The following is a 24,344-nucleotide window of genomic DNA, read 5'->3' as shown; positions in this document are numbered from 1 at the left end:
TCACCCGAGGCCAGAGTGCGGCGCCAGCTCGCAGTTTTCGCTGTCGCCGCGGGCGTTGTCGCAATCCGAGCGCTCGCACCTGAGCGGCGGTGGCATCGTAGCCTGGCACCTTGCGCGGACGCCCGAGTAGGGCACGGCCATGGTGTGGGCGACAGCCGTTACGACGTAGTTCGCGGGTGATGGTGCTTTGCGCGCGCTGCAGTTCGTGCGCGATTTGTCGGGCGCTGAGACCTTGGCGGACCCAGGCCATGATGGCGCCGCGCTCTTCGGGACTCAGGTGGGTGTAGTGGTGGCCCATGTGCAGAACCCTTCGGTGGGTGATGCACTTAAGCTTAGAGACCGCCGTTGCTTTAGACAAAAGAAAGTAACCCGCCGCTTTAGTGGCGGAAGCTTTTAGCGTTTGATCTGGATCTAGATCTTGCTTGAGCGAGACGCCGCAAGGCCGACGTAGCGCGGTCGCGGCTTGCGCCGCTCCTACCCTGACAGGCTGCGGCTGGCGCCGGCGCGAGATTGAGAGGTCGCGGTCGCGGCTCACGCCGCTCCTACAGAGGAAGGATTCGCAAGTATCCCTTCTTAAGGTCAAGAGCAGAGCTTCCGCCCGCTACGCGGTAGGAGCGGCGCAAGCCGCGACCGCGTTGCCGCGACCTCGCGGCGCCCCAACCACCGAATAGAAGCAGGCGACGGCCCCCAAGCAGACGACCGCCAAAATGCAACTTCAGGTTACCGACCCGAACGAATGCAACTCAAAATGGACCCGGGCCGCCGCCCTGGCCAAGGCCCGACAACCGGACCAACCCGCCCGGCCCATCGCGAGCCCCGACGGCGCGCCTGCCGCCCCGGCCACCCCAAACCCACCCACGGCAAGGCCTCCGCCCCCCACGTATGACCGCCCGCTAACACCCGCCAACCGCCGCAGCTGGCGGTTTCACGGGCTTTCGCGTACAGTTCGCCCCGTTCAGCGCACGGCTGCCTCCCCGCAAGGGTACGTTTCCCAGGTTGCCTGTCGCCCCGCACCGAGTTCTCGGATTCGCCGGCGCGACTTTTTATCCCGCACGTCTTTCGTAGCGCAGACACGGCCCGGAGCATCCGGCGCCGTCAAATCAGATACTCGCAGCGCGGTTCAAGGGAACGCTGGGGTCATCACGCGATCGTCTCGATCGTGCGCCCGTTTCGACGGGCGCCGGGGGAGGCTGCATCGCGAACCACTGGAGTTCCAACATGACGTTTGAATCGCTCGGGCTTGCGCCCGCGTTGCTGCGCGCCCTTTCCGAACAGAACTACACCACGCCGACGCCGATCCAGAGCGAGGCCATCCCGCTCGCGCTGGCCGGCCACGACCTGCTTGGCGGCGCCCAGACCGGTACCGGCAAGACGGCGGCCTTCGGCCTGCCGCTGCTGCACCGCCTCGCCACCACCCAGGGCAACACCCAGCGCAAGCCGCGCGTGCTGATCCTCGCGCCGACCCGCGAACTCGCGCTGCAGGTCAGCGACAGCCTGCGCGGTTACGCCAAGTACCTGCGCCTCAACATCCACGCCATCTTCGGCGGCGCCGGCATGGGCCCGCAGCTCGATGCGCTGCGCCGCGGCGTCGACGTGCTCGTCGCTACGCCGGGCCGCCTGATCGACCACCTCGAGCGCGGCAGCGCCAAGCTCGACGGCGTCGAGATGCTGATCATGGACGAAGCCGACCGCATGCTCGACATGGGCTTCCTGCCGGCGATCAAGCGCATCCTCGGCCGCCTGCCGCAGTCGCGCCAGACGCTGCTGTTCTCGGCCACCTTCGAAACCCAGATCAAGCAGCTTGCGCTGGAGTTCATGCGCAATCCGCAGCAGGTGCAGATCGCCGCCAACAGCCTGGTCGCCGATGCCATCACCCACCGCGTGCATCCGGTCGACGGCGGCCGCAAGCGCGACCTGCTGATCGACATCCTGGCCAAGCGCCCGAACGATCAGGTGATCGTGTTCGGCCGCACCAAGCACGGTTGCAACCGCCTGGCCGAGCAGTTGGAAGAAGCCGGCCTCAAGTCGGTCGCGATCCACGGCAACAAGAGCCAGGCCCAGCGCCAGAAAGCCCTGCGCGACTTCAAGGCGAACAAGGCCCGCGTGCTGGTCGCCACCGACGTCGCCGCGCGCGGTCTCGACATCCCGAGCCTGCCGCTGGTGATCAACTTCGATCTGCCGATGGTCGCCGAGGACTACGTGCACCGCATCGGCCGCACCGGCCGCAACGGCGCCACCGGTGAAGCGCTGTCGCTGGTCTCGCCCGACGAAGGCGGCCTGCTGCGCCAGATCCAGCGCATCCTCAAGGACGATATCGAAATGGTGACGGTGCCCGGCTACGAGCCGTCGCGTCCGATCCGCATGGGTTCGGATGCGCCGGGCGCGCGCAGCCCGGGCGGCAACAACCGCGGCAATAATGGACCGCGTAAGCCGGCGCATCGTCCGCACGGCAAGCCGGCGCCGCGTCACGCGCATGCCGGTCCGAAGCAGCACCGCGGCGGCGCAGGCGCGCAGCCCGGCCAGCGTCGCGACCGCAACGCCGGTTGATCGATCCGCTTAGCGGGTTCGTCATCGATGAACGAAAAGGGCCGGCATTGCCGGCCCTTTTCGTTATGAGGGATAGCCGATCGCATCGGCGTTTCGCACCGGTCTTGCCGATGCGCGGTCGGCGGTGCGCGAACGTCACGGATTCGCGACGTGCATCACGTTGCATGTCCGGTTCGCATGCGGATGCGCGGCGAGGTTTCGATATTCAGCCCGAAGCGTGCGCCCAATCGCGGTTCGAGCGTTTCGAGCCGTGCCGGCGTTAGCGAGCGTAGTAGCAGGCCTGCGGTGGTTCGCGTTCGATGCAAGCGAACACGGCGCGCAACAGGGTGGTCCGCCGGCAGTCTGGTTCGGCCGTTCCGATCGCCGGACACTTTGCCGAACGCTTCGCACAGACAACGGCCGCCCGAGGGCGTCGCGCCGTTGCGTTCCCGAATGGTTCCGGGCCATCGCAGTCGGCGCTCTGCGCCGGATGCGTGGATGCGATTCGACATCGTTTGAAAATCGCGGCGCTCTCGCCGCCTTATGACAGGAGGCAACATGGAACGTGCAGGAGCAGTTTTCGTTCTTCTCGGCTTGTTCGCGGTCAGCGGCAGTGTGTCGGCGAAGAAACCGCAGAAGCAGGCGGCCGAAGCCGCGGCGGTGGTGACTTGCGGCAACCCGGTGGGTTTGTGGCGCAACCGGATGGGCTCGGAGATGAAGATCACCTCCTTCAACCGGAGCAGCGGCGCGATCGAGGGCCAGTACAAGACCAGCAGCGGCGCGCCCGGCGCGTATCCGCTGATCGGCTGGGTCAATTCGTCTCCGCCGGCGCCGGGCATGAACAATGCGGTCACCATCGCTTTCAGCGTGCGCTGGGGGCCGATCGGCAGCATTACCGCCTGGACCGGAACCTGCCTGGATTCGCCGTCGGGGGCCGGCCTACGCACGTTATGGCATCTGTCGCGGCCGAACTCGCAGTACGACTGGGATCACATCCTCGCCGGCGCGGATATCTTCAACTCGTTCTAGCTTCGTTCGAGGCCTGCGAGGGCCGCAACGACGACCTGCCGCCATCGCCATGGCGGCAGGCGTGGTTCGCACACAGTGTCGCTTCGCTCAGACTTCGCCGAGCCGATTCGCCTCGCGGCGGTCGCGGCCGTTTTCCTTGGCGCGATACAGCGCCGAGTCGGCGCCGTCGAACAAGGTGCGCACGTGGGTGTGTACGCCGGGCACGCAGGTGTACAGGCCGATGCTGAGGCTGACGCGCTGGTCGATATGGCCTTCGCCGTAACGCGCGTCGAGCTTGCGCATGTCTTCCAGGATCCCGTCGGCGACGCGCGCGGCGCCTTCGACGTGGGTGTCGGGCAGGATCACCGCGAATTCGTCGCCGCCGAAACGCGCGGCCAGGTCGCGCGGGCGGCGCGCGTGCGAGGCGATGATCTCGGCGATCTGGCGCAGCAGTTTGTCGCCGGCGCGGTGACCTTCGGAGTCGTTGTAGGCCTTGAAGAAATCGACGTCGACCAGGGCCAGCGACAGCGGCGTGCGGGTGCGCCGGGCGCTGGCCAGTTCGCTCTGCAGCACATGATCGAAACGGCGGCGGTTGCCGAGCCGGGTCAGGGTGTCGAGATTGGCCTCGCGGCGCCAATGGCGCAGGTGGGCGATCATCCACAGCAGATAGGCCAGCGCGATCATCGCGATGGTGGTCGCCGGCGCGAACCAGACATTGCCCAGGCGCAGCAGCGCGATGCTGCCGAACGCGGTCGCCAGCGCGGCCACGCCGGTCACCAGCAACGGGCGCTGGAAGCGCGGATGCAGCATCAGCAACACCACCGCGAACAACATGACCGCGGCGAGCAGCGCCTGCCACAGCGGCCGCATCGGCACGATGGTGCGGTCGTGCAGCAACATCTCGATGACGTTGGCCTGGTACTCGGCGCCGTCCATGCGCACCACGTCGGACATCGGGGTGAGATAGCTCGGGGCCAGGCCGCTGGCGGTCACGCCGACCACGACCCAGCGGCCGCGCAACAGCTCGGCCGGCACTTCGCCGTTGAGCACGTCCGAATACGAGACCTGGCCGAAGGTGCCGGGCGGCCCGGCGAAGCGGATGCGCACGCGATGGTCGCGGGTCTGCTGGTACGGCGAGCCCTGCACCCAGGCGGGACGGCGCAGGCCGGGCAGGGGATGCGGCGCGGCGTTCGGTTCCAGCCCGATCAGGGCCAGGCCGAGCGCCGACCAGCGCGATTCGCCCAGGCCGGCCTGCAGGTACATGTCGCGGGTGGTGCCTTCGGTATCGAGCTCGATGTCGGTGTGGCCGAGCGTGGTCGCGGCGGTCGCGATCAACGGGGTCGGCAGCACTTCCACCAGCGGCCCGTTCTGGCGCAACGGCGCGGTGGTCACCGGCAGCGCCACCCGGCCGACCCGGCGCATCGACGCGGCCAGGGCGGCGTCGTGGCCGTCGCCGGTGCGGTCGGGTTCGGCCAACACCAGGTCGAGCGCGACGCCGCGCACGCCGGCGTAGCCGAGGCGGTCGAGCATCTGCGCATGGATGTCGCGCGGCCACGGCCACTGCCCGAGTTCGTTCAGGCTGCGGTCGTCGATGGCGACGATGACGACGTCGTCGTCGGGCGCGTAACCCCAGTTCGACAGGTGCAGGTCGTAGAACACGTCGTCCAGGCGCGTGGCCGCGCCGGTGACGGTCAACAGCGCGGCCAGGCCGGCGGCGAGCAGGGCTGCGCCACCTCGTAACAGCCAGGACCGGGCCGTTGGGGTCATAGGCTCAGCAACAGCAGCAAGGCGCCGGCGGCGCCCGCGCCGTAGCAGACCCGGCAGGGCAGGCGGATTTCCTGCGGCGGTCCGTAGGGCGCGGCGTAATCGTCGTCTTCGATGTTCTGCACGCGTACGTACCAGGTTCCGCCGCCGGGGCGCTTGAGTTCGATCTGCGGCACGTCCACCACCTGTTCGAGCAGCAGCTTGGAGAAGTCCCGTTCGCGCGCGATCTGGACGCGATAGCGCTGGCCCGGCTCGCCCTTCTGCCAGCGCAGGGTCAGCATACCCTTTGCGGCCTGCGGCGCTTCCAGGCCGGGATCGACCGGCGCGTCGCTGATCTCGAACGGCAAGACGTTGCCGTAGCGGCCGGCATGGCCGTTGCCGTCGCGCGAGGCCACGCGCCAGTAGTACTTCCCGGGTGCGAGCGATTCGGACGGGCGGAAACGCTGGCCGGCGATTTCGGTGTCGATCAGCGGCTGGCCGAACTGCTCGTTGGCGGCGATCTGCAGGCGGGTGCGTTCGGCGCCGTCGGCATGGGTCCACTCGAAACGCGGACGCGGCAGGTGGAGCCGCTGGCCGTCGAGCGGGCTGATGGTCAGCGGCGGCGCCGGCTGATCGTTGACGGTGAAGACCCGGGCGCTGTCGCGGCCGCCGAGCCCGTTGGCGGCGACCGCGCGCACCTGCACCCGCTGGCGCCCGGCCGGCAGATCGTCGATGCGCTGGCGGGTGTCGCGGGTGTGGGCTTCGAACAACAGCACTTCCGGGGCGTCGTCGCGCACCACTTCGACGCGATACGCGACCGCGCCTTCGACCGGCGACCAGGCGATGGTCGCGGGCAGTTGTTCGAGCGGCGCGGCGCCGAGGGCCGGCGCCGGCAGCAACTGGATCGGCGCCGACGGCGCCGCGCCGGCGGCGGCGACCGTGCCGAAGCCGGGGTTCACCATCACCTGGGTGCGCTGGTTGCCGACCGCGACCTTGCCTTCCAGCACTTCGGTCGCGTCGGCCGCGCCCTCGTCGCCGGCGCTGACCCGGAAGTGGGTGCCGCGCACGCTCGAGGTCGCCGACGGCGTGTCGATGATGTAGCGCGAGGCCGGGCCCTTGGCCGGGATCACCCGGTTCAAGGTGCGGCCGCGCTGCAAACGCATGCGCGTATCGACCATGCCGGTGCTGCCGTAGCTGCTGAGCTCGTCGAAGGAGATGCGGCTGTTGTCCTGGATCATCAGCCGCGAGCCGTCGGCGAACTCGAGCGTGGCGCTGGCGCCGGGGCCGGTTTCGACGCGGCTGCCGATGCCGATGCGCATGCCTTCGACGACCAGGGTGGCCGCGGCTTTCTCCGAACTCAGCAGGTTGACCGCGCCGCGCACGGCGATGACGCGCGCCTTGGCCGGTTCGATGCGCAGCCAGCCGACCGGGAACAACATGCGCGTGCCCGGCGGCAGGTGATAGGGATCGGAGATGCGGTTGTGTTCCTGCAAGCGGCGCCAGTTGATGCCGTTCTTGAGGTGCTTGGCGCCGAGGTCCCAGAGGGTATCGCCGGGGCGCACGCGATAGCTCCAGTCCTGCGCCTGGGCGAGGCCGGTGCAGGCGAGCAGCGCTACCGCCGAGAGGACGGCGAAACGGCGGCGGCTGAAAGCGAAAGCGGCAAGACTGCGCCATGCGGCGCGCGCGGCGGCGAAAGATTGGGGCGCTGGAATGTGGGACATCCGTATTCCGAGGCTGGGTGGGTGGGCACCGTCGGCAACGAGGCGCAACAACCGCTAATTATGCGGTGTCAGTCACACTTTTTCTGCTGTCGACCGGTTCGGCCGCCGCTTCCGGTCCAACCGGAGAGCCGGCCCGGGTCGCCTTGCACCGGTGCCTCTGGCCAACCGCTCGGGGCGGCCAGGACGAAGCCGGCCGGGCAAGCGGGCGAAACCCGCAGGGGCTGGGCTCATGAGGGCGGGACAGGGGTTCGGCAGGCGAGGCGATCCAGGTGGGCCGGTCCTCATCCTGCCCGAAAGGCGGTCCGCGGGGGAAGCCGGGAAGGGACCGCGCAGATGAACAGAAACCCAGTGAGTCACAAAGCACATTAGTGCCATACGGCACCGTTGCCCGCGTGGCGCAGGCCTTCGGCGGCGTCGGCCTCCCGTCATGCCGGGAGGCCGGGCGCCGGGTCCGCGAGCTCCGGACCCGCCTCGTTCAAGCCGGCCTCGTTCAAGCCGGCTTCGTTCGAGCTCGCCGGTTGTTCAACCTTGTTTCGTTCGGATCCAGCGATCGATCTTGCGATCGAGCACGTCCAGCGGCACCGAGCCGTCCTTGAGCACTTCGGCGTGGAACTCGCGGATGTCGAAGCGCGGACCGAGCTGACTTTGCGCGCGCTTGCGCAGCTCCATGATCTTGAGCTCGCCGATCTTGTAGGCCAGCGCCTGGCCGGGAATGGCCATGTAGCGTTCAGCTTCGGCGGTCGACTGGGTTTCGCTCTCGGCCGAGTTGTCGAGCATGTAGGCGATCACCTGTTCGCGGGTCCAGCCCTTGCTGTGCAGGCCGGTGTCGACGACCAGGCGGATCGCGCGCCACAACTCGTTCTGCAGATAGCCGAAATAGTCGTAAGGCGTGGCGTAGACGCCGAGCTCCTTGCCGAGCGATTCGGCGTACAGGCCCCAGCCTTCGCTGAAGGCGGTTTCGCCGCCGAAGCGGCGGAACTTCGGCAGGCCGGTCAGTTCCTGCTGCAAGGCGAGCTGGAAGTGATGGCCCGGGATGGCTTCGTGCAGATACAGGTCTTCGGCGTCCCAGGTCTTGCGGGTCGGCAGGTCGAAGGTATTGACGTAGAAGATGCCCGGACGCGTGCCGTCCTCGCTCGGACGCATGTAGGAGCCGCCGGCGGCGGACTGGGCGCGGAAGGCTTCGACCGGACGGATTTCGAACGACGCCTTCGGCGTCAGCGAGAACAACTGCGGAATCTTCTTGTCGATGCGCGCTTCCAGGCCACGGTAGTGCGTGAGCAGCGCCGGCTCGTCCTTGAAGGTGAAGCGCGGGTCGTTCTGCATGAACTTGAAGAAGTCCTGCAGCGAACCCTGGAACTTCACTTCTCCGCGGATCTTGCCGATCTCGCCGTGGATGCGCGCGACTTCGTCCAGGCCGATCTGGTGGATTTCGGCCGGGGTCATCGTGGTGGTGGTGGAACGGCGCGCGTTGAATGCATACCAGGCTTCGCCGCCGGGCAGGGCGCCGAGCCCGGCACTGTCGCGCGCATGCGGCAGGTAGTCGTCGGCGATGTAGTCGCGCAGGCGCTGGTAGGCCGGCATCAGCTCGGTTTCGATCATCTGCCGGTAGTCGGCGCTCAGGCGGGTCTTGTCGGCCTCGGAGAAGCCGGCCGGCCAGGTCGTCACCGGCTTCCAGAACAGGGTCGCGGTGGGGTCGTCCTTGATCAGCGCATCCAACTGCGGCAACACCTTGGTCATCAGCGCCTTAGGCTGCACCACGCCGCGCTTGACCCCTTCGCGGCTGTTGGCGATGAGCTGGTCGAACACCGCCGGCACCTTGGCCGCGCGCTTGCGCCAGGCGTCGTAGTCGGCGGCGGTCTTGAACGGCTGCGAGCCGGTGCCGGAGCCGAGCTGGGCGATGCTGGCGGCGAAGTTGTAGAACTGGTTGACCGGTTGCAGCCAGGACGGATGACGATCCGATTCCAGGTTGATCTTCATTTCGCGCACGAAGATCTCGTAGCTCAGCAGGTCCTGGTCGGACAGCCCCTGCGAGCCGACCGATTCGATGGTCTTGAGCCAGCGTTCGGAGAACTCGTGCGAGCGCTTGCGGAACTCGGCGCTGAGGAAGTTGGGCAACTGGTCGTTGTAGCGGGTGTCGCCCTGGGCGGTGGCGCGCAGCGGGTTGAGCTTGAGGTTTTCTTCCCAGTACTGCTCGTACAGGCGGTTGAGCTTTTCGCCCTTGGTCTGCACGGTGAGCTTGGGCGCCGCGGCCGGGGCGGCGGGTGCGTCCGCTACGGCGGCAGCGGCGGGTAAAGCGAGGCACAGCGCCGCGGCGAGCGCGACGGACAGGGCGAGGCGGACCGGGCGCGGGCCCGGACGGCGGAACGGAAGCGGAGTCATGTCTTGGCCGATGCGGACGGACGGACCCGCAGGCTCTCGCGCATGCCCGGCGGGGGCATGAGCCGAAGGTCATGCGCGAGCGCGATGGCGCTCGCGCAACCGCGGTTATGAGCGCTCGGTTGGCGCTCGGCAGCTCTGCTTTCAGTCCTCCAGATCGGGCAATTGCAGGCGGGTTCGATAGAAATCGCTGGGGCGGCCGATGTCGCGCGCATAGAACAGCAGGCCGCGCTCCCACAGCACGCTCGGGTGGAATTCGTCAGCTACGTGAGCGGATACGCAAGGCCATGGGGCTGGGCTGAGCCGCGCTTGCCTGGCGGCGGCTCAGTCCGCCGCCGCCTCGTCGCGCAACTGGCGGGCGCGGGCTTCGCCGAGGTAGCGGTGAATCCACATGCGCAGCAGATAGATCAGCGGGATCATCGCGAACGCGGCCAGCATCTTGTAGACGTAGTTGACCGAGCCGATGGCGAGGAACTGCGGGATGGGCCAATGCTGCGGGCCGAGCACGAAGGCGATGTAGAGCACGACGAAGCTGTCGACCAATTGCGAGACCGCGGTCGAGCCGGTCGCGCGCAGCCAGATGTGTTTCTCGCCGGTGAGGCTGCGGATGCGGTGGAACACGCCGACGTCGATCAGCTGACCGACCATGAAGGCGACCAGCGAGCCGCCGATGCTCCACAAGCCCTGGCCGAAGATCGCCGCGAACGCGGCCTGGTAGTCCGGCACGCCCTGGGCCTGCGCCGCCTGCACCCACCATGTGGCCGGCGCCAGCGCGATCGCGGCGAAGGCGAACACGAAACCGTAGGCGATCAACATCGCCGCGAGCCAGGAGATCAGGCGCACGCCGCGGCGGCCGAAGAACTCGTTGATGACGTCGGTCATCAAAAACACCACCGGCCACAGCAGGGTGCCGGCGGTGAAGTTCAGCGAGCCGGTCTGGCCGAACAGATTCCATTGCAGCGGGGCGATGCCGAGGGTGTCTTCGAGGGCGAAGATCTTGACCCCGATGAACTCGGCCAGGGCGGCGTTGACGCAGAAAAACGCCGACAGGACGATGAACAGACGCAGTGCGCGGTCCTGCAGAGTGCGCGTGCCTTCGCCGCCGGCGCTTGGGATAGCGGCCGTGGTCTCTATGCCGGAGGCGCTCATCGCTTGGGCCTCACGTAATAGATCACCCCGCTTTTGTCGTCGCTGAAGAAGAAGCGGTCGCGGCCGGCCTGCAGCACGTCGCAGGGGCGGCCGTGCACCTTGCCTTTGGCGAGGAAACCGTTGACCAGTTCGCCGCCGCTGCGGCCGTCGGCGCCGACCCGGACGATGCGGTAACCGTGATCGAGGCTGAGCTTGCTGCCGCCGTGCAGGGCGACCAGGTATTCGTTCTGCAGCAGCGCGCCGTCGGCGGGCGGAAACCAGCTCAGGCCGAGTGCCGAGGCATGCGAGGGGAAAGACGCAAACGGCTTCGGTACCACGGCGCAGCCGGGTTTGCGCGGAAACTTCGGGTCGGTGAACGCGCGGCCCTTGCTGTGATAGCAGAACGGCCAACCGTAGTCGGCGCCGTCGCGCAGCGCGAACATGGTCTCGTCGGGTTTCTGGTCGCCGAGGTGGTCGGCGCCCTGGTTGGTCGCGTACAGCTGGCCATCGCGGAACAACAGGCCGACCGCGTTGCGCAGGCCGTGCGCGTAGATACGGCGGCCGCTGCCGTCGGGGTTCATCTGCAGCACCGCGGCGCGCACGTCTTCCTTCTCGATACAGGCGTTGCAACTGCTGCCGACCGAGACGTAGAGCTTGCCGTCGCCGAAGGCCAGCGTGCGGGTCAGGTGCCAACCGCCGTATTTGTAGCTCAGGCCGTAGTCGGGGAAGCTCGCCAGGGTTTCGGGTTCGGAAGCGGGCTTGAGGTCGCCGTTGCGGTAGCGGTAACGCTGCAGTTTGTCGGTGTTGGCGAGGTACAGCCAGGACTGGCCCTGCGCATCGGTGTGGAAGGCGACGCTGTTGGGATTGCGCTGCTTGTCGAGATAAACCGAGACCTTGCCGAAACGCGCGCGCTGCTCGTCCCAATCGTCGAGCGCGTAGACGCGGCCGCGGCGGTTGTCGCTGAGGTCGTGCATGTCGGTGACGAACAAGCGCCCGTCCGGGCTGCGGGCGAAGAAACGCACGCGCTTGAGGCCTTGCACCGCCGGCACGATTTCCAGGTCGGCCGGCAGGTTGAGGCTGAAGCTGCGGCCGTCGTCGAGGGCGACGCGGTGCGGCGTCAAGGCCGCGGGCGCGGCGACCGCGGCGGCGGCGAAGCCGATGCAGGCGAGCAGGAGCGCGGCCAGGTGCAGCAAGTGACGTGGCTTCATGCTTGCGGCTCCTGCGGCTCCTGCGGGTTCGGCGCGGCCGGCGACGGCACCGAGAACGGAATCGATTCCGGCGAGACCGCGCCGCCGGAGATGATGAAGCTCATCGCCTGGTCGACGGTCCAGTCGGTCGGAGTGATCTTTTCCACCGGCACGATCTCCAGATAACCCGAGGTCGGGTTCGGCGTGGTCGGCACGTACACCGCGGCCAGTTCGCGCCCGGTGCCTTGCTCGCGCATGACCCGGGTGACGAAGCCGATCGACTTCATCTCGTTGTGCGGGAAGTCGATCAGCACCACGCGCTGGGTGCCGTCGGGCTTGGTCTGCAGGATGTCGAGCAACTGCCGCGCGCTGCCGTAGATGGTGCTGGCCAGCGGGATGCGCTTGATCAGCGACTCGAACCAGCGCAGCACGGTCTGGCCGATCACCCGCCGGGTCATCACCCCCGAGAGCAGGATCACCCCGAGCGTGGCGATCAGGCCGATTGCGGTCTGTACCCACGGATCGTTCAACCAACCCAGGGTGTGCGGGTAGCCGAGCGCGAGGTTGTTGAGCAGCGGGCCGATCAGTGGACGGCTGGTGTCGGACAGCAGCACGAACACGAACTTGACCACGACCCAGGTCAGCCAGATCGGCAGCAGGGTCAACAGGCCGGTGAGAAACAGGCGTTGCAGGTTGGACATGCGCATGGCGCGGATTGTAGGGGACGGCGGCGGAGAACATGCGGACTGCGCATACGCTGATTGCGCGAACCCTCATCGGCTGCGGTGTTCAGAAGCAAATCCCCCCTGGCCCCCCTTTTCCAAAGGGGGGACGTTATGCGCCCGATGATTCGCCCCGTTTGAGAGTTCGCCCCATTCGAAAGTTCGCCCCCTTTGAAAGTTCGCCCCCTTTTTCAAAGGGGGGGACGATATACCTCCGATGGTGTGCCCCGCTCGAAAGTCGCCCCTCGAAAATTCGCCCCCTTTGCAAAGGGGGCGGTGCCCGATGTCGTTCGAGGTCGGGTGCGACTAGCTGGCGCGAGGGATTTCGCTTCAGGTCGCGACGATCGCCGCCCCTCAGCCCGAGCGGCTTAGCGTTCGCGCACCAAGCGGAAGCCGACGTCGTCGTAGCCGCGGGTGGCGCTGAGCGGGCGCAGGGCCGAGCCGCTGCGCCAGGAGCTGCCGCCGACCTGGCGCTGTTGGCAACTGCGGCCGCAATCGCCGGACCAGATCGACAGCGCGCGACCGCTGCCGCCGGACATGCGCTGGGCTTCGTCGGCGGTCGGCAGGCGATAGTGGCGGCCGGTCTGCTGGCTGTACCAGCGTGCATAAGCCTCGGCGTCGGCGGTCGACACGCAGACCACCGGTTCGGTCTCGGTCTGGTCGAAGCCCGGCGCCTTCCAATCCTTCGGCGCGATCACCCGCAGCAAGGACGCGCGCTCACGGCACAGCGCCGGTGCGCGCTGATTGGCGCCGACGAAGCGTGCGTACTCGCCGCGACTGACCGGACGCGGGTTGAAACTCACTGCGACGCTGCTGGCCGGCGCGGCCGCGCCGACCGTGGCCACGCCGCGCGCGACCGTGCCGTCGCCTGCAACGCCGCGCGCTTGCGCAATCAAACGGGTGGAAACGGTGCGCGGCAGGCCGAATTCGTCGGCCAGCGCGATCACCCGCCCGGCGTCGGCGCCGTCGCCGCGATGTGCGGCCTGTTCCAGGCGGGTTTCCAAGGCTTGCGCGGCTTTCTCGCGCAGGCTGCGTTGTGCGGCCGAGTCGGCGGTGCCGGTCTGCTGGCCGAGCGCGGTGGCGTTGACCAGGTGCTCGCGCGCACGCTGGTCGCGTCCTTCGCGCAGGTCGCGCGCCATCTCGTCGGCGAAGGCCTGGGTGAGTTCGCCGACCACCACGCCGACCTCGGGACTGGTGCTGTCGAGATGCCAGGCGGTGAGCAGGCTGTTGTAGGCATTGGCGTCGGCCGGCGAGGCCAGGCGGCCCTGGGTGATGTAGGTACGGGCGTTCTGCAGCGACTCCTGCAGCGGCGCCTGCGGCAGCGGCGCCATCATCGCCTGGGTAGGGTCGTTGTCGATCCGGGCCGCACCGCTCTTGTTGGCGCTGGGCAGTTCGGCGCGGAAGAAGCCGTCCTTCTCGACCCGGTTGAGGGCGAAGGCGATGCTGACCACGGCGATCGCGACCACCGCCAGGCCGGCCCAGGCCGGGGTTACCCAGCGCTTGAGCGGACGCAGCTGCGCGGCCACCCGGCCGAAACGCGAGAGTTCGCCGCGGTGCTTGATCTCGCTGACCGCCGCGGCCATTTCGGCGGCGTCGCTGAAACGCTGGTCGGGCTGCTTGGCCAGGGCGCGGTTCATGAAACGCTGCCAGTGCTTGAGCGGCGGCGGCAGTTTCGGAATCGGGTTCTGCGCGTGCATGACCGCCATCGACAACGCATCCTGCGCTTCGAACGGCAAGCGGCCGGTCAACATTTCCCAGCACAGCACGCCGAGGCTGTAGAGGTCGGCGCGGCCGTCGACTTCTTCGCCGCGCGCCTGCTCCGGCGCCATGTAGGCGGTGCTGCCCACGGCGAGGCCGGTTGCGGTCATGCGCGCGCCGAAACCGCGGCGCAGCGCGATGCCGAAGTCGGCCAGCAGCGGCCGCTCGGTGATGTCGAACAGGACGTTCTCGGCCTTGACGTCGCGATGGACGACGCCTCGCGAGTGAGCGTATTCGAGCGCCGACAGCAGCGGCTCGATGATGGAAATGACCTCGGCTTCGCCGCGCGCGAAACCCTGCTCGATGCGCTTGCCCAGGTGGCCGCGCGGCAGGAACGGCATGGCGTAGTAGGGCAGGCCCTCGCGGGTGCGGCCGACTTCGTGGATACCGACGACGTGCGGATGTTCCAGGCGCGCGATCGTGCGGACTTCGTTCTCGAAGCGGCGGCGGCTGACTTCGTCGGCCAGCGCGTGCGGCAGCATGATCTTGATGGCGACTTCGCGGCCAAGCGCGATTTGCTCGCCCAGGTAGACCGTGGACAAGCCGCCGTGGTTGATGATCTGGCGCAGTCGATAGCCGGGAATCTCCGGCATCGGCGCGCTGGGTTCATCGGATTGCGTTGTGGTGATCGACATTCGCGGCCCCGTGTCGCGACTGCACAGCATACGCTGTCGCAGTGCCCGCGTAAGCGGCTAGTGTGCTTCTTGCCGGCCCGCCATGACAAGTAGAGAGGACGCTGGACCTTGGTCCACTGGCGCCGCATTCGATCCGCTTGGAGATGAGCAATCGGTCAACAATCGCGGGGCGCGAATCGCACCATACGTCCGCGCAGCGGGCGGAATGGTGCGGGGATCAGCCGGTTTCGGCGCTTCCCGAGCCGGGTTTGTCGCGCTTGCGCCGCACGTACAGTTGTTTGCGGATCTTGGCGACTACTTCGCCGCCGGCGTCGACCACGTCGGTGTCGAACCAGCGCAGGTATTTGTCGCCGCCGGCGGTGGCCGTGCGCAGCTCGTCGAGCACCGCGTCGTCGAGACGGAATTCGGCGCGCACGGTGCCGCGCCCGGGTTTGACGAATTCGATCGAGCCGGCGCGATCCCAGACGATGTACTCGCGGCCGAGGGCGTTCATCGCCAACAGCATCCAGAACGGGTCGGTCATCGAGAACAGACTGCCGCCGAAATGGGTGCCGACGTAGTTGCGGTTCCAGGGGCGCATGCGCAGCTCGACCGTGGCCTGGCGGTAATCCGGGGCGATCGCGGCGACGTGGATGCCGGAAAACAGGAACGGCGGCCACAGATTGAGGCCGTGTCGCAGGGTGTTGGCTTTCATGGGGCAACGGTGGCGAAGGCCGGCCTAGCCTGCCATACGGATGCGTATAGTCAAGCCTTCGCCTCGGCTGGCGGCCCCGGCAGGCCGGCCGTATGCAGGCCGTATGCCGAGGCTGCCGGCCAAGTCAGAACAGCAGCGAGGCCATCTTGCGGCGGTACTGGCCGACCAGGTCCTGGTCTTCGACCACCTTGAAGGCGTCGATCAAAGCCTTGCGCGGCAAGCCGTCCTGGTAGGCGCGGTCGCGGCGCAGAAGCTCGATGAACTGTTCGAGGGCGGCCTGGTCGTGGCCGCCGGCGAGCAGGCGCGCGCCGAGCAGGTAGCGGGCCTGCAGGTCTTCGGGCTGGGCGGCGATGGCGGCCTCCAGCGTCTGCACCGGCGGCGCGTCCTTGCTCACGGCGAGGAAGCCGAGGCGGGCGCGGGCGCGCAGGCTGCGGTCGTCGGTGGCGAGGTTGGCCGGCAGGGCGTCGAGCAACTGCTCCGATTCCTGGGCGGCACCGGTGGCGAGCAGGGCCAGGGCCAGGTCGAGCTTGAGTTCGGCCTTGTCGGGCTGCTCGGCGACTTCGTGGCGCAGGCGCACCACTTCATCGTGCGGGTCGGCCGCGGCGGGCTCGGCGACGGCTTCTTCGACCGGTGCGGCCTCGGCCGGCTCGATGCCGTGGTGCTTGAGGAATTCGCGCACCGCGCTTTCCGGCAGGGCTTCGGCGAAGCCGTCGACCAACTGGCCGCCCTTGACCAGGAACACGGTCGGGATCGAGCGGATCTGGAACGCGGCACCGAGCTGCTGCTCGGCCTCGACGTCGACCTTGGCCAGCTCGAAAGCGCCGTTGTAGTCGGCCGCCAGCTTTTCCAGGATCGGGCCCAGGGTCTTGCACGGCTGGCACCATTCGGCCCAGAAATCGATCAGGACCGGCACCTGCAGGGACTTCTGCAGCACCTCTTCCTGGAAGCGATCGGCGGTGGCGTCGAAGACGTGGGGCTTGGCGGTTGCGGTCATCGTCTGGCTCGTCTGCGTGGTGCGCGGGTTGGAACCCGAAGTGGGGGCGATCGGGCGCAAGGCAAGCGCGCGCCGCGGGTGCGCACGCTAGCATGGCGCGATGAAGCGCTCATCGAAATCGAACACCGGCCCGGCGGCGGCCGCGGCCGACAGCGGCGCAGGCAACACCGGCACAAGCATAGGCCGCGACCGCATGCAGGCGCTCGCGTTGGCGGCGGCCTTGTGCTGCCTCGGCGCCTTGCTTGGTTTCGGCGCGGCGCTGGAGGGCTATTCGCATCGCTTGCATCCGCCGGGTCTGCTCGGCGCCGACGGCATCGCCCATGCGGCCGCCTTCAACCTGCTCGGCTTCGTGGTGCCCGGGCTGTTGTTGGCAGTGGTGGCGTGGCGTCTGCGCGAGCGCCTGCGCAGCGGCGGCGCGATGGCGCGCATCGGCGCCTGGCTGTGGTGCCTGTCGGCCCTGGCCTGGGCGGCGCAGGGCGGGGTCTCGCTCGATCCGACCGACCTGGATGCACAAGCCAGCCGTCTGCATGCGACCGCGTGGATGCTGTGGTGGCTGGCCTTCGTGGCCGGCGCGGCCTTGCTCGCGATCGGTGCGCGCGGCCTGCCGGCGTGGCGCGGCCTGATCTCGGTCGAGGTGCTGTCGGGTGCGCTGGTGCTGGTCGCGGTGCTCGGCGCCGACACGGGCGTGTTGCCGGCGCCCATCGCGCAACGTCTCGCCTTGCTGGTCTGGCTGATCGCCTATGTCGCGACGGCGCGCAGCGAGCGACCCGCCAACTGACAGGCGAGGTCCGAGCGGCGGGTGCGGCTTCGATGCTGCGCAGACCGCCGCGAATGCGCGTCGCGCGCATTCGTTCCGATGATGGATGCCGACGCCGCAGCAAGGTCGATCGTATCGGCGCCTGCCGCGGACGCGATGTCCGCGGCCGACCTTGCTGCGGCGACGGCGGTCCTGGAGCGCGCGGCCTCGGAGTTTCCGAGGACGCGCGGCGAAGGACTCAGCGCGCGCTTTGCCGCGTATCGACGATGCGCGCGGTGTTGACCGGTGTGGCCTGTTCGCGCTCGCGCGGCAGCAGCGCATCGTTCGCGGTGGCGGTGAACTCGCAATAGTTCGCGCGGCACTCGTCGTAGACGGCCTCGCAGATCAGTTGGTCTTCCGGCGTGACCGCAGCGCGGATGCAGGCGCGATAGGGATAGAAGCATTCCGGGCACAGCGGCCCCGCCAAGGCCTGGGTCGTCGAGAGCATGCTGCCGAGTGCGGCCGCGCAGACGGCGGCGATGAGCAAGAACGATTTCATTCGAACTCCTTTTCAATGTGGCGTGGGCCGGGAGGCGCGAGCGGCCTCGATGTACTGCGGCTTTTGAATCTCCTGTGCCGGATGCTGGGCCGGCACCATGCTTATGCCACGCATGCGGCGGGCCCGCCGTGACTCAGTTCACGGGCATGGCGGCGCTGCCGCCGTGCGCGGCGCACAGGCGGCTTTTCTGTGAACTGCGGCGGGAGCGGGCTGCGAACGCCGACGCGGCACGGCGCTTACAGGGCCTGCTTGAAGACTTGGCCGTCCTTCATCACGAAATCGACCTTCATCACCGCGTTGATGTCTTCCAGCGGATTGCCCGGCACGGCGACGATGTCGGCGCGCTTGCCGGCTTCGATCACGCCCTGGTCGTCGACGCCGAGTACTTCGGCGGCGCGGATCGTCGCGGCTTGCAGGGCCACCGCGGCGGGAATGCCGGCTTCGACCATGTAGAGGAATTCGCGCGCGTTGTCGCCGTGCGGGCCGACGCCCATGTCGGTGCCGAAGGCGATCTTGACCCCGCTCTTGTAGGCCTTGGCCGCGGTCGACTGGATCAGCGAGCCGATCCGCGCCGCTTTCGGGCGCACCACTTCGGGGAAGTAACCGTCGATCTTGGCCTTGTCGGCGACGAAGCGTCCGGCATAGATCGTCGGCACGTACCAGGTGCCTTTCTGCTTCATCAGCGACATGACTTCGTCGGTCATGTAGGTGCCGTGCTCGATCGAAGTCACTCCGCCGAGCACCGCGCGCTTCATGCCCTCGGTGCCGTGCGCATGCGCGGCGACGCGGTAACCGTAGTCCTTGGCGGCGTCGACGATGGCCTTGACCTCGTCGACGGTGAACTGCGGCGCGTCGCCGGACTTGGCATAGGACAGCACGCCGCCGGTGGCGGTGATCTTGATCACGTCGCTGCCGTCCTTGTAACGCTGCCGAACCGCCTGGCGCGCTTCGTCGACCGAATTGATCACGCCCTCGGTCGGGCCGGGCGGGCCGAGCAGATGCGAGAGCGTGGCGTTGTAGCCGTTGGTCGGGTCGGCGTGGCCGCCGGTGGTGGCGATCGACTTGCCCGCGGCCCAGATGCGCGGGCCGGCGACCAGGCCCTGGTTGATCGCGTCGCGCAGGTGCGGGCTCACTTCGCCGCCGAGGTCGCGCACGCTGGTGAAGCCGGCCATCAGGGTCTTGTTGGCGTAGCCGACCGAGCGGAAGGCGAAATCGACCGGGTCGAGGCGGAAGTCTTCCTCGTAGCTCTTCGGGCTGGACTGGTCGCCCAGGTGCACGTGCAGGTCGGTCCAGCCCGGCGTGCAGGTGTGGCCGGACAGGTCGACCGTGCGCGCACCCGGCGCCTCGGCGCGGCCGTCGAGGACCTGCTCGACCTTGCCGTCGCGCACCACCACGGTGCGCGATTCCAGCAGTTTGCCGCTGCGCGCGTCGAACAAGCGGCCGCATTGCAGCGCCATCGGTTCGGCCGCGGCGGTGGGGGCGGCGTAGGCCGGGGCGGCGGACAGGACGGCGATGACGGCGACGGCGAGGCGGGTCATATGCGGATTCCGGGACGAAGTTGGCCGATCTTAGCGGCCGATTCGGCCGCGCACCGTTGCCAAGGGTCATGCTTGACTGCAAGTTGGGGGCCGATGCGGGCCGGCCGGACCGGAGGCCCGCATCGGCCGTACAGGCCCTTCGTCGGCATCCATCCGGTTCGTCCAGAACGAGTCGACCGTCATGATCAAGCTGTCGCTGTTGCTCGCCGCCGTACTGTTGTCCGGGGCCGTCCAGGCCACCGATGTCCGCACCGCACCGGCTCCCGATCGCACCCGGGGCGGGGTCATCGGCAATCTGCCGAAGTTCTGCCCGATGGGGAAAACCGTCCGTCCGATCTACAACGAGAAGGGGCAGGTCGTCGCGTTCGAGTGCGTTTGAGCGCATGCGGGCGCCTGCACGCAGGCGCTGCGCCCCGGTTCCATGCATGAAAGCGAAGGCCGGTCCGCGAGGGCCGGCCTTCTTCGTGGCTGGGCCGGACACACGTGCCGGCCGCGTGGTGTCGTCCGCCGGGGCCTTGCGGGCCGGTCCGGGGCGCCGTTCGCGGCGGCCCGCGCATGGCGGGCCTTGGTGCGCTGCGGTAGGCTTGCCGGTCCTGTCCTTCCGCTCATGCCCGCCTGTGTCTACCGACGTCCCCCACGCCCCGCACGACCCCAAGAGTGAAACCAAGGCTTTCGACCCGAGCAGCGTCGAAACCGCCGCCCAGCGCTATTGGGACGATACCCGCGCGTTCGAGGTCGACGAAACGTCGGACAAGCCCAAGTACTACTGCCTGTCGATGCTGCCGTACCCCTCGGGCGCGCTGCACATGGGCCATGTGCGCAACTACACCATCGGCGACGTGATCTCGCGCTACAAGCGCATGACCGGCCATAACGTGCTGCAGCCGATGGGCTGGGACGCGTTCGGCCTGCCGGCCGAGAACGCCGCGATCAAGAACAAGACCGCGCCGGCCAAGTGGACCTACGCCAACATCGCCCACATGAAGGCGCAGCTCAAGACCATGGGCTATGCCATCGACTGGTCGCGCGAATTCGCCACCTGCACGCCGGGCTACTACGTCCACGAGCAGCGCATGTTCGTGCGATTGATGAAGCAGGGCCTGGCCTACCGCAAGAACTCGGTGGTCAACTGGGACCCGGTCGACCAGACCGTGCTCGCCAACGAGCAGGTCATCGACGGCCGCGGCTGGCGCACCGGCGCGCCGGTCGAGAAGCGCGAAATCCCGCAGTGGTTCCTCAAGATCACCGACTACGCCCAGGAACTGCTCGACGGCCTGGACACGCTGCCGGGCTGGCCGGAAGCGGTCAAGACCATGCAGCGCAACTGGATCGGCCGCAGCGAAGGCCTGGAGATCCGCTTCGAGGTGCGCGACGAGAACGGCGCCGCGGTCGAACCGATGAGCGTGTTCAGCACCCGTCCCGACACCTTGATGGGCGTGACTTTCGTATCGATCGCCGCCGAGCATCCGCTGGCCGCGCTCGCCGCGCAAAGCGACACCGACCTGGCCGAGTTCATCGCCGAGCTGCGCCAGGGCGGCGTGTCCGAAGCCGAACTGGAAACCCAGGAAAAGCGCGGCCGCGACACCGGCCTGCGCGCGATTCATCCGATCACCGGCGATGAGCTGCCGGTGTTCGTCGCCAACTTCGTGCTGATGAACTACGGCACCGGCGCGGTCATGGCCGTGCCCGGCCACGACCAGCGCGACTGGGAATTCGCCAAGCGCTATCAACTGCCGATCAAGACCGTGATCGTGCCCGACGCGGTGCGCGACGCGCTGGCCGAGATCGGCGAGGACATCGCCACCCAGCACAAGGACCCGATGCGCAGCGCCCTCGGCGGCGCGGCCTCGGTGGACGTCTACGGCACCACCGCCGCAGTGCAGGTGGTCGAGGAGTTCCAGCACGGCATCGACGAGCAGGGCGCCTGGACCGAGCGCGGTTGGCTGGTCAATTCCGGCGATTACGACGGCCTGGACTTCCAGCAGGCGCTCGACGCGCTGGCGACCAAACTCGAAGGCGAAGGCCGCGGCGCGCGCCGGGTCAATTACCGTCTGCGCGATTGGGGCGTGAGCCGCCAGCGTTACTGGGGCTGCCCGATCCCGGTGATCCTGTGCCCGAGCTGCGGCGACGTGCCGGTGCCGGAAGAGCAGTTGCCGGTGGTGCTGCCCGAGGACGTGGAATTCAGCGGCGTGGCTTCGCCGATCAAGTCCGATCCGCAGTGGCGCAAGACCACCTGCCCGAACTGCGGCGGCGCGGCCGAACGCGAAACCGACACTTTCGACACCTTCATGGAGTCGAGCTGGTACTACGCGCGCTACACCTCGCCGGGCGCCTCCGAGCAGGTCGACGGCCGCGCCAACTACTGGCTGCCGGTCGACCAGTACATCGGCGGCATCGAGCACGCGATCCTGCACCTGATGTATTTCCGCTTCTATCACAAGCTGCTGCGCGACCAGGGCCTGGTGAACAGCGACGAGCCGGCGACCAATCTGCTGACCCAGGGCATGGTCATCGCCGACACTTTCTATCGCGACAACGGCGATGGCTCGAAGGACTGGATCAATCCGGCCGATGTCGAGATCGTGCGCGACGAACGCGGCCGCATCACCGGCGCCGCGCTCAAGGCCGACGGCCAGCCGGTGCAGATCGGCGGCACCGAGAAGATGTCGAAGTCGAAGAACAACGGCGTCGACCCGCAGCTGATGGTCGGCAAGTTCGGCGCCGACACCGTGCGCCTGTTCTCGATGTTCGCCGCGCCGCCGGACCAGTCGCTGGAGTGGAACGAAGCCGGCGTCGAAGGCATGGCGCGCTTCCTGCGCCGCCTGTGGACCATGGTTCACAAGCACGCAGGCGACGGTGCCGCGCCGGCGCTCGACCTGTCCGCCCTCGATGCCGCGCAGAAGACCCTGCGCAGGCAGTTGCACGAGTGCATCCAGAAGGTCGGCGACGACTACGGCCGCCGCCACAGCTTCAACACCGCGATCGCCGCGGTCATGGAACTGCTCAATCACCTGGGCAAGTTCGACGATGCCAGCGATAACGGCCGCGCCCTGCGTCAGGAAGCGCTGGCGGCGATCGTGCTGCTGCTCAACCCGATCACCCCGCACGCCAGTCATGCGCTGTGGCAGGTACTGGGGCACGAGGAAACCCTGCTCGAAGACCTGCCGTTCCCGGCGGTCGACGTCTCGGCGCTGCAGCGCGACGCGGTGACCCTGGCGGTGCAGGTCAACGGCAAACTGCGCGGCACCATCGAAGTGCCGGTCAACGTCGCCAAGGAAGACGCCGAGCGTTTGGCCTTGGCCGAACCGAACGTGGTCAAGTTCATGGAAGGCCTGACCGTGCGTAAAGTGATCGTGGTGCCGGGCAAGATCGTCAACATCGTCGCGAGCTGAATCCGGCGTGGCGGGGCAGGGCTGGTAAGAGCGAAGAGCAACAGCAACAGCAACAGCAAATCCCCCCTGGCTCCCCTCACCAAAGGGGAGGGCGGTCGGGTGGTCGTGTCGTTGTCCTTGCAACTGCAATCGTCGCCGCAGCCGTGGCCGCAGCCGTGGTCGTGGTCGTAGCCGTAGCCGTGGTCGTCGTCCCCGCTGTTACTGTTCCCCCCTTTGGAAAAGGGGGGGTAGGGGGGATTTGCTCTTAGCTCTTGGCTTTCAGCTCTTACCTTCCAGCTCCCTCGAACCCGTCCCCCATGCCCCCCATCCTCTACTGCCACCCCGACTCCGGTTTCAGCTACAAGGTCGCGCTGGCGCTGCGCCTGCTCGGCATCGACTTCGAGCAGCGCCACGTCGACATCCGCAGCCCGCGCGAGCAGCGTTCGCAGGAGTTCCGCGAGCTCGCCGCGCACGGTGAGGTGCCGGTGCTGCGCATCGATGAGCTGGTGCTGTGCCAGTCGAACGTGATCCTGGACTACCTGGCGACCCGCGCCGGCGCCCTCGACGGCGACACCGTCGAACAACGCCTGCATGTGCGCGAATGGCTGTCGTGGGAAGCCAACCGGGTCAGCCTCAACGTCGCTCACTCGCGCTACGGTCGTCAGTTCGGCAACTACGATCCGGCGGTGTTGGCCTGGTACGACCGCCGCTCGCTCGCCGATCTCGATCGCCTCCAGGCGCAGCTGAGCCGGACGCCGTGGCTGGCCGGCGAGGCGCCGACCATCGCCGACGTCGCCTGCAGCGGCTATCTGTTCTTCACCGTCGAGCCCTGGGCCGAAGCGGCCGGGTTCGCGATGCGCACCTGGCCGGAACGCTGGCCGGCGGTGCAGGCTTGGCTCGAGCGGCTGATGGCTCTGCCGGGCGCACGGACGCCGCAGGCGCTGTTCGCCGGGCACGCGATCGGTTACTGAGCGCCGCCGGCGTCGCCGGATCGGCGCGCCGCCCATTACCGCACCTACCGAACGCGGTCGCAGACGCAGCGCCGGCTGCGACCGCTTCGGCGCCAATGCGGTTCAGGCTTCCTATTGATGCCCGAAGCCGCCTCGTCCAGACTTCGCCCCATGACGCCTCGCACCCCCTTTCTCCGCGCGACTGCCCGCACCTCGCTGGCCGTCCTCGTGCTGGCCCTGTCGGCCTGCGGTTTCCAGTTACGCCAGGCGCTGACCCTGCCGCCGGACCTAGGTCCGGTGCGGGTGGTCTCCGCCGACCGCTACAGCCCGCTCGCCGAATCCCTGGCCCAGGCGCTGACCCGCGCCGGCGCGGTGCCGGCGACCGCCGACTCCAGCGAAGTGGCGGTGCTCGACCTGTTGTCGGAGCGCTGGGGCGACACCCCGGCCGCACTCGACGAACTCGGCCGCGTGCAGGAATACAGCCTGCGCTACGCGGTGGCTTTCGAACTGCGCAAGGCCGACGGCACCGCGCTGGTGCCGCGCCAGAGCATCGAACTGGCGCGCGACTACGTCTCCAACCCGGTCAATGCGATCGGTACCGAAGGCGAACGCGAAATCCTGATGCGCGAAATGCGTCGCGAGATGAGCGCCGCGGTGCTGCGCCGCATCGGCGCCGTCACCGAACGGCGTTGATCCTC

The 24,344-nt window shown here is 68.2% G+C and carries 19 protein-coding genes; 7 read left to right on the top strand and 12 right to left on the bottom strand.

The annotated features are described in order from the left end of the window. Positions 1 to 298 (bottom strand): helix-turn-helix domain-containing protein (locus ACTOWK_RS02680; protein WP_441328630.1); only part of this gene is annotated, 298 nt, incomplete at its 3' end. A gap of 920 nt (positions 299 to 1,218) precedes the next feature. Here ACTOWK_RS02680 and ACTOWK_RS02675 point away from each other — a divergent pair. Together ACTOWK_RS02675 and ACTOWK_RS02670 are read left to right on the top strand one after the other, a co-directional pair. Then, complete coding sequence (locus ACTOWK_RS02675) at positions 1,219 to 2,547, top strand: DEAD/DEAH box helicase (RefSeq protein WP_441328629.1); 1,329 nt, start codon at positions 1,219 to 1,221, stop codon at positions 2,545 to 2,547. Positions 2,548 to 3,084: 537 nt separating this feature from the next. Continuing rightward, positions 3,085 to 3,555: an avidin/streptavidin family protein gene (locus tag ACTOWK_RS02670; protein WP_441328628.1), complete on the top strand. Its 471-nt coding sequence runs from the start codon at positions 3,085 to 3,087 to the stop codon at positions 3,553 to 3,555. An 87-nt stretch (positions 3,556 to 3,642) separates the two neighbouring features. On the opposite strand, the gene ACTOWK_RS02665 is transcribed toward ACTOWK_RS02670, so the two are convergent. From ACTOWK_RS02665 to ACTOWK_RS02625, 9 genes are all read right to left on the bottom strand, one after another. Beyond that, the gene (locus ACTOWK_RS02665) at positions 3,643 to 5,301 is read right to left on the bottom strand and encodes a CHASE2 domain-containing protein (protein ID WP_441328627.1); all 1,659 of its coding nucleotides are present in this window, start codon (positions 5,299 to 5,301) and stop codon (positions 3,643 to 3,645) included. Beyond that, entirely contained in the window at positions 5,298 to 6,998 is a 1,701-nt protein-coding gene (locus ACTOWK_RS02660; protein WP_441328626.1) for a FecR domain-containing protein, read from the bottom strand. The genes ACTOWK_RS02665 and ACTOWK_RS02660 overlap by 4 nt, the downstream gene beginning before the upstream one ends. 522 nt (positions 6,999 to 7,520) lie before the next feature. Further along, a complete protein-coding gene (locus tag ACTOWK_RS02655; RefSeq protein WP_441328625.1) occupies positions 7,521 to 9,377 on the bottom strand; it encodes a DUF885 domain-containing protein in 1,857 nt (618 codons plus the stop codon). A gap of 321 nt (positions 9,378 to 9,698) precedes the next feature. Beyond that, the gene (locus ACTOWK_RS02650; RefSeq protein WP_441328624.1) at positions 9,699 to 10,523 is read right to left on the bottom strand and encodes a queuosine precursor transporter; all 825 of its coding nucleotides are present in this window, start codon (positions 10,521 to 10,523) and stop codon (positions 9,699 to 9,701) included. Beyond that, positions 10,520 to 11,710, bottom strand: coding sequence for a PQQ-dependent sugar dehydrogenase (locus ACTOWK_RS02645; RefSeq protein WP_441328623.1), 1,191 nt, complete (start codon positions 11,708 to 11,710; stop codon positions 10,520 to 10,522). Before ACTOWK_RS02645 ends, ACTOWK_RS02650 begins: the two co-directional genes overlap by 4 nt. Beyond that, positions 11,707 to 12,396, bottom strand: a complete 690-nt coding sequence (locus tag ACTOWK_RS02640) for a DUF502 domain-containing protein (protein WP_441328622.1) — start codon at positions 12,394 to 12,396, stop codon at positions 11,707 to 11,709. Before ACTOWK_RS02640 ends, ACTOWK_RS02645 begins: the two co-directional genes overlap by 4 nt. A 383-nt stretch (positions 12,397 to 12,779) precedes the next feature. Beyond that, positions 12,780 to 14,804 (bottom strand): protein kinase domain-containing protein, encoded by a 2,025-nt coding sequence (locus ACTOWK_RS02635; RefSeq protein WP_441328621.1) that lies wholly within the window; start codon positions 14,802 to 14,804, stop codon positions 12,780 to 12,782. Between the two features lie 217 nt (positions 14,805 to 15,021). After that, positions 15,022 to 15,498: a DUF4442 domain-containing protein gene (locus tag ACTOWK_RS02630; RefSeq protein ID WP_441328620.1), complete on the bottom strand. Its 477-nt coding sequence runs from the start codon at positions 15,496 to 15,498 to the stop codon at positions 15,022 to 15,024. A gap of 124 nt (positions 15,499 to 15,622) precedes the next feature. Then, complete coding sequence (locus ACTOWK_RS02625; RefSeq protein WP_441328619.1) at positions 15,623 to 16,492, bottom strand: tetratricopeptide repeat protein; 870 nt, start codon at positions 16,490 to 16,492, stop codon at positions 15,623 to 15,625. A 100-nt stretch (positions 16,493 to 16,592) separates the two neighbouring features. Between ACTOWK_RS02625 and ACTOWK_RS02620 the strand changes: the two genes are divergently transcribed. Then, entirely contained in the window at positions 16,593 to 17,270 is a 678-nt protein-coding gene (locus ACTOWK_RS02620; RefSeq protein ID WP_441328618.1) for a DUF998 domain-containing protein, read from the top strand. 217 nt (positions 17,271 to 17,487) lie between these two features. Here the strand turns inward: ACTOWK_RS02620 and ACTOWK_RS02615 are convergent, their stop codons facing one another. Further along, positions 17,488 to 17,787 carry a hypothetical protein gene (locus tag ACTOWK_RS02615; protein WP_441328617.1) on the bottom strand — a complete coding sequence of 100 codons (300 nt, stop codon included), beginning with the start codon at positions 17,785 to 17,787 and terminating at the stop codon, positions 17,488 to 17,490. A 236-nt stretch (positions 17,788 to 18,023) separates the two neighbouring features. Beyond that, entirely contained in the window at positions 18,024 to 19,325 is a 1,302-nt protein-coding gene (locus tag ACTOWK_RS02610) for an amidohydrolase family protein (protein ID WP_441328616.1), read from the bottom strand. Positions 19,326 to 19,506: 181 nt separating this feature from the next. Here ACTOWK_RS02610 and ACTOWK_RS02605 point away from each other — a divergent pair, with 181 nt between their 5' ends. The 4 genes from ACTOWK_RS02605 (at position 19,507) to ACTOWK_RS02590 (ending at position 24,339) form a co-directional block, all read left to right on the top strand. Next, entirely contained in the window at positions 19,507 to 19,704 is a 198-nt protein-coding gene (locus tag ACTOWK_RS02605; RefSeq protein ID WP_031372497.1) for a hypothetical protein, read from the top strand. Between the two features lie 238 nt (positions 19,705 to 19,942). Next, entirely contained in the window at positions 19,943 to 22,717 is a 2,775-nt protein-coding gene (gene leuS / locus ACTOWK_RS02600) for a leucine--tRNA ligase (RefSeq protein WP_441328615.1), read from the top strand. A gap of 296 nt (positions 22,718 to 23,013) precedes the next feature. Continuing rightward, entirely contained in the window at positions 23,014 to 23,667 is a 654-nt protein-coding gene (locus ACTOWK_RS02595) for a glutathione S-transferase family protein (RefSeq protein WP_441328614.1), read from the top strand. A 150-nt stretch (positions 23,668 to 23,817) separates the two neighbouring features. Beyond that, positions 23,818 to 24,339, top strand: coding sequence for an LPS-assembly lipoprotein LptE (locus tag ACTOWK_RS02590; protein ID WP_057917448.1), 522 nt, complete (start codon positions 23,818 to 23,820; stop codon positions 24,337 to 24,339). Positions 24,340 to 24,344 lie beyond the last annotated feature (5 nt).

Source organism: Lysobacter sp. CA196, assembly GCF_052078695.1.
In the GTDB taxonomy this organism is placed as follows: Bacteria; Pseudomonadota; Gammaproteobacteria; order Xanthomonadales; family Xanthomonadaceae; genus Lysobacter.
Note: the sequence above shows the minus strand (reverse complement) of the source record. Positions and strands in the feature narration are given on the sequence as shown.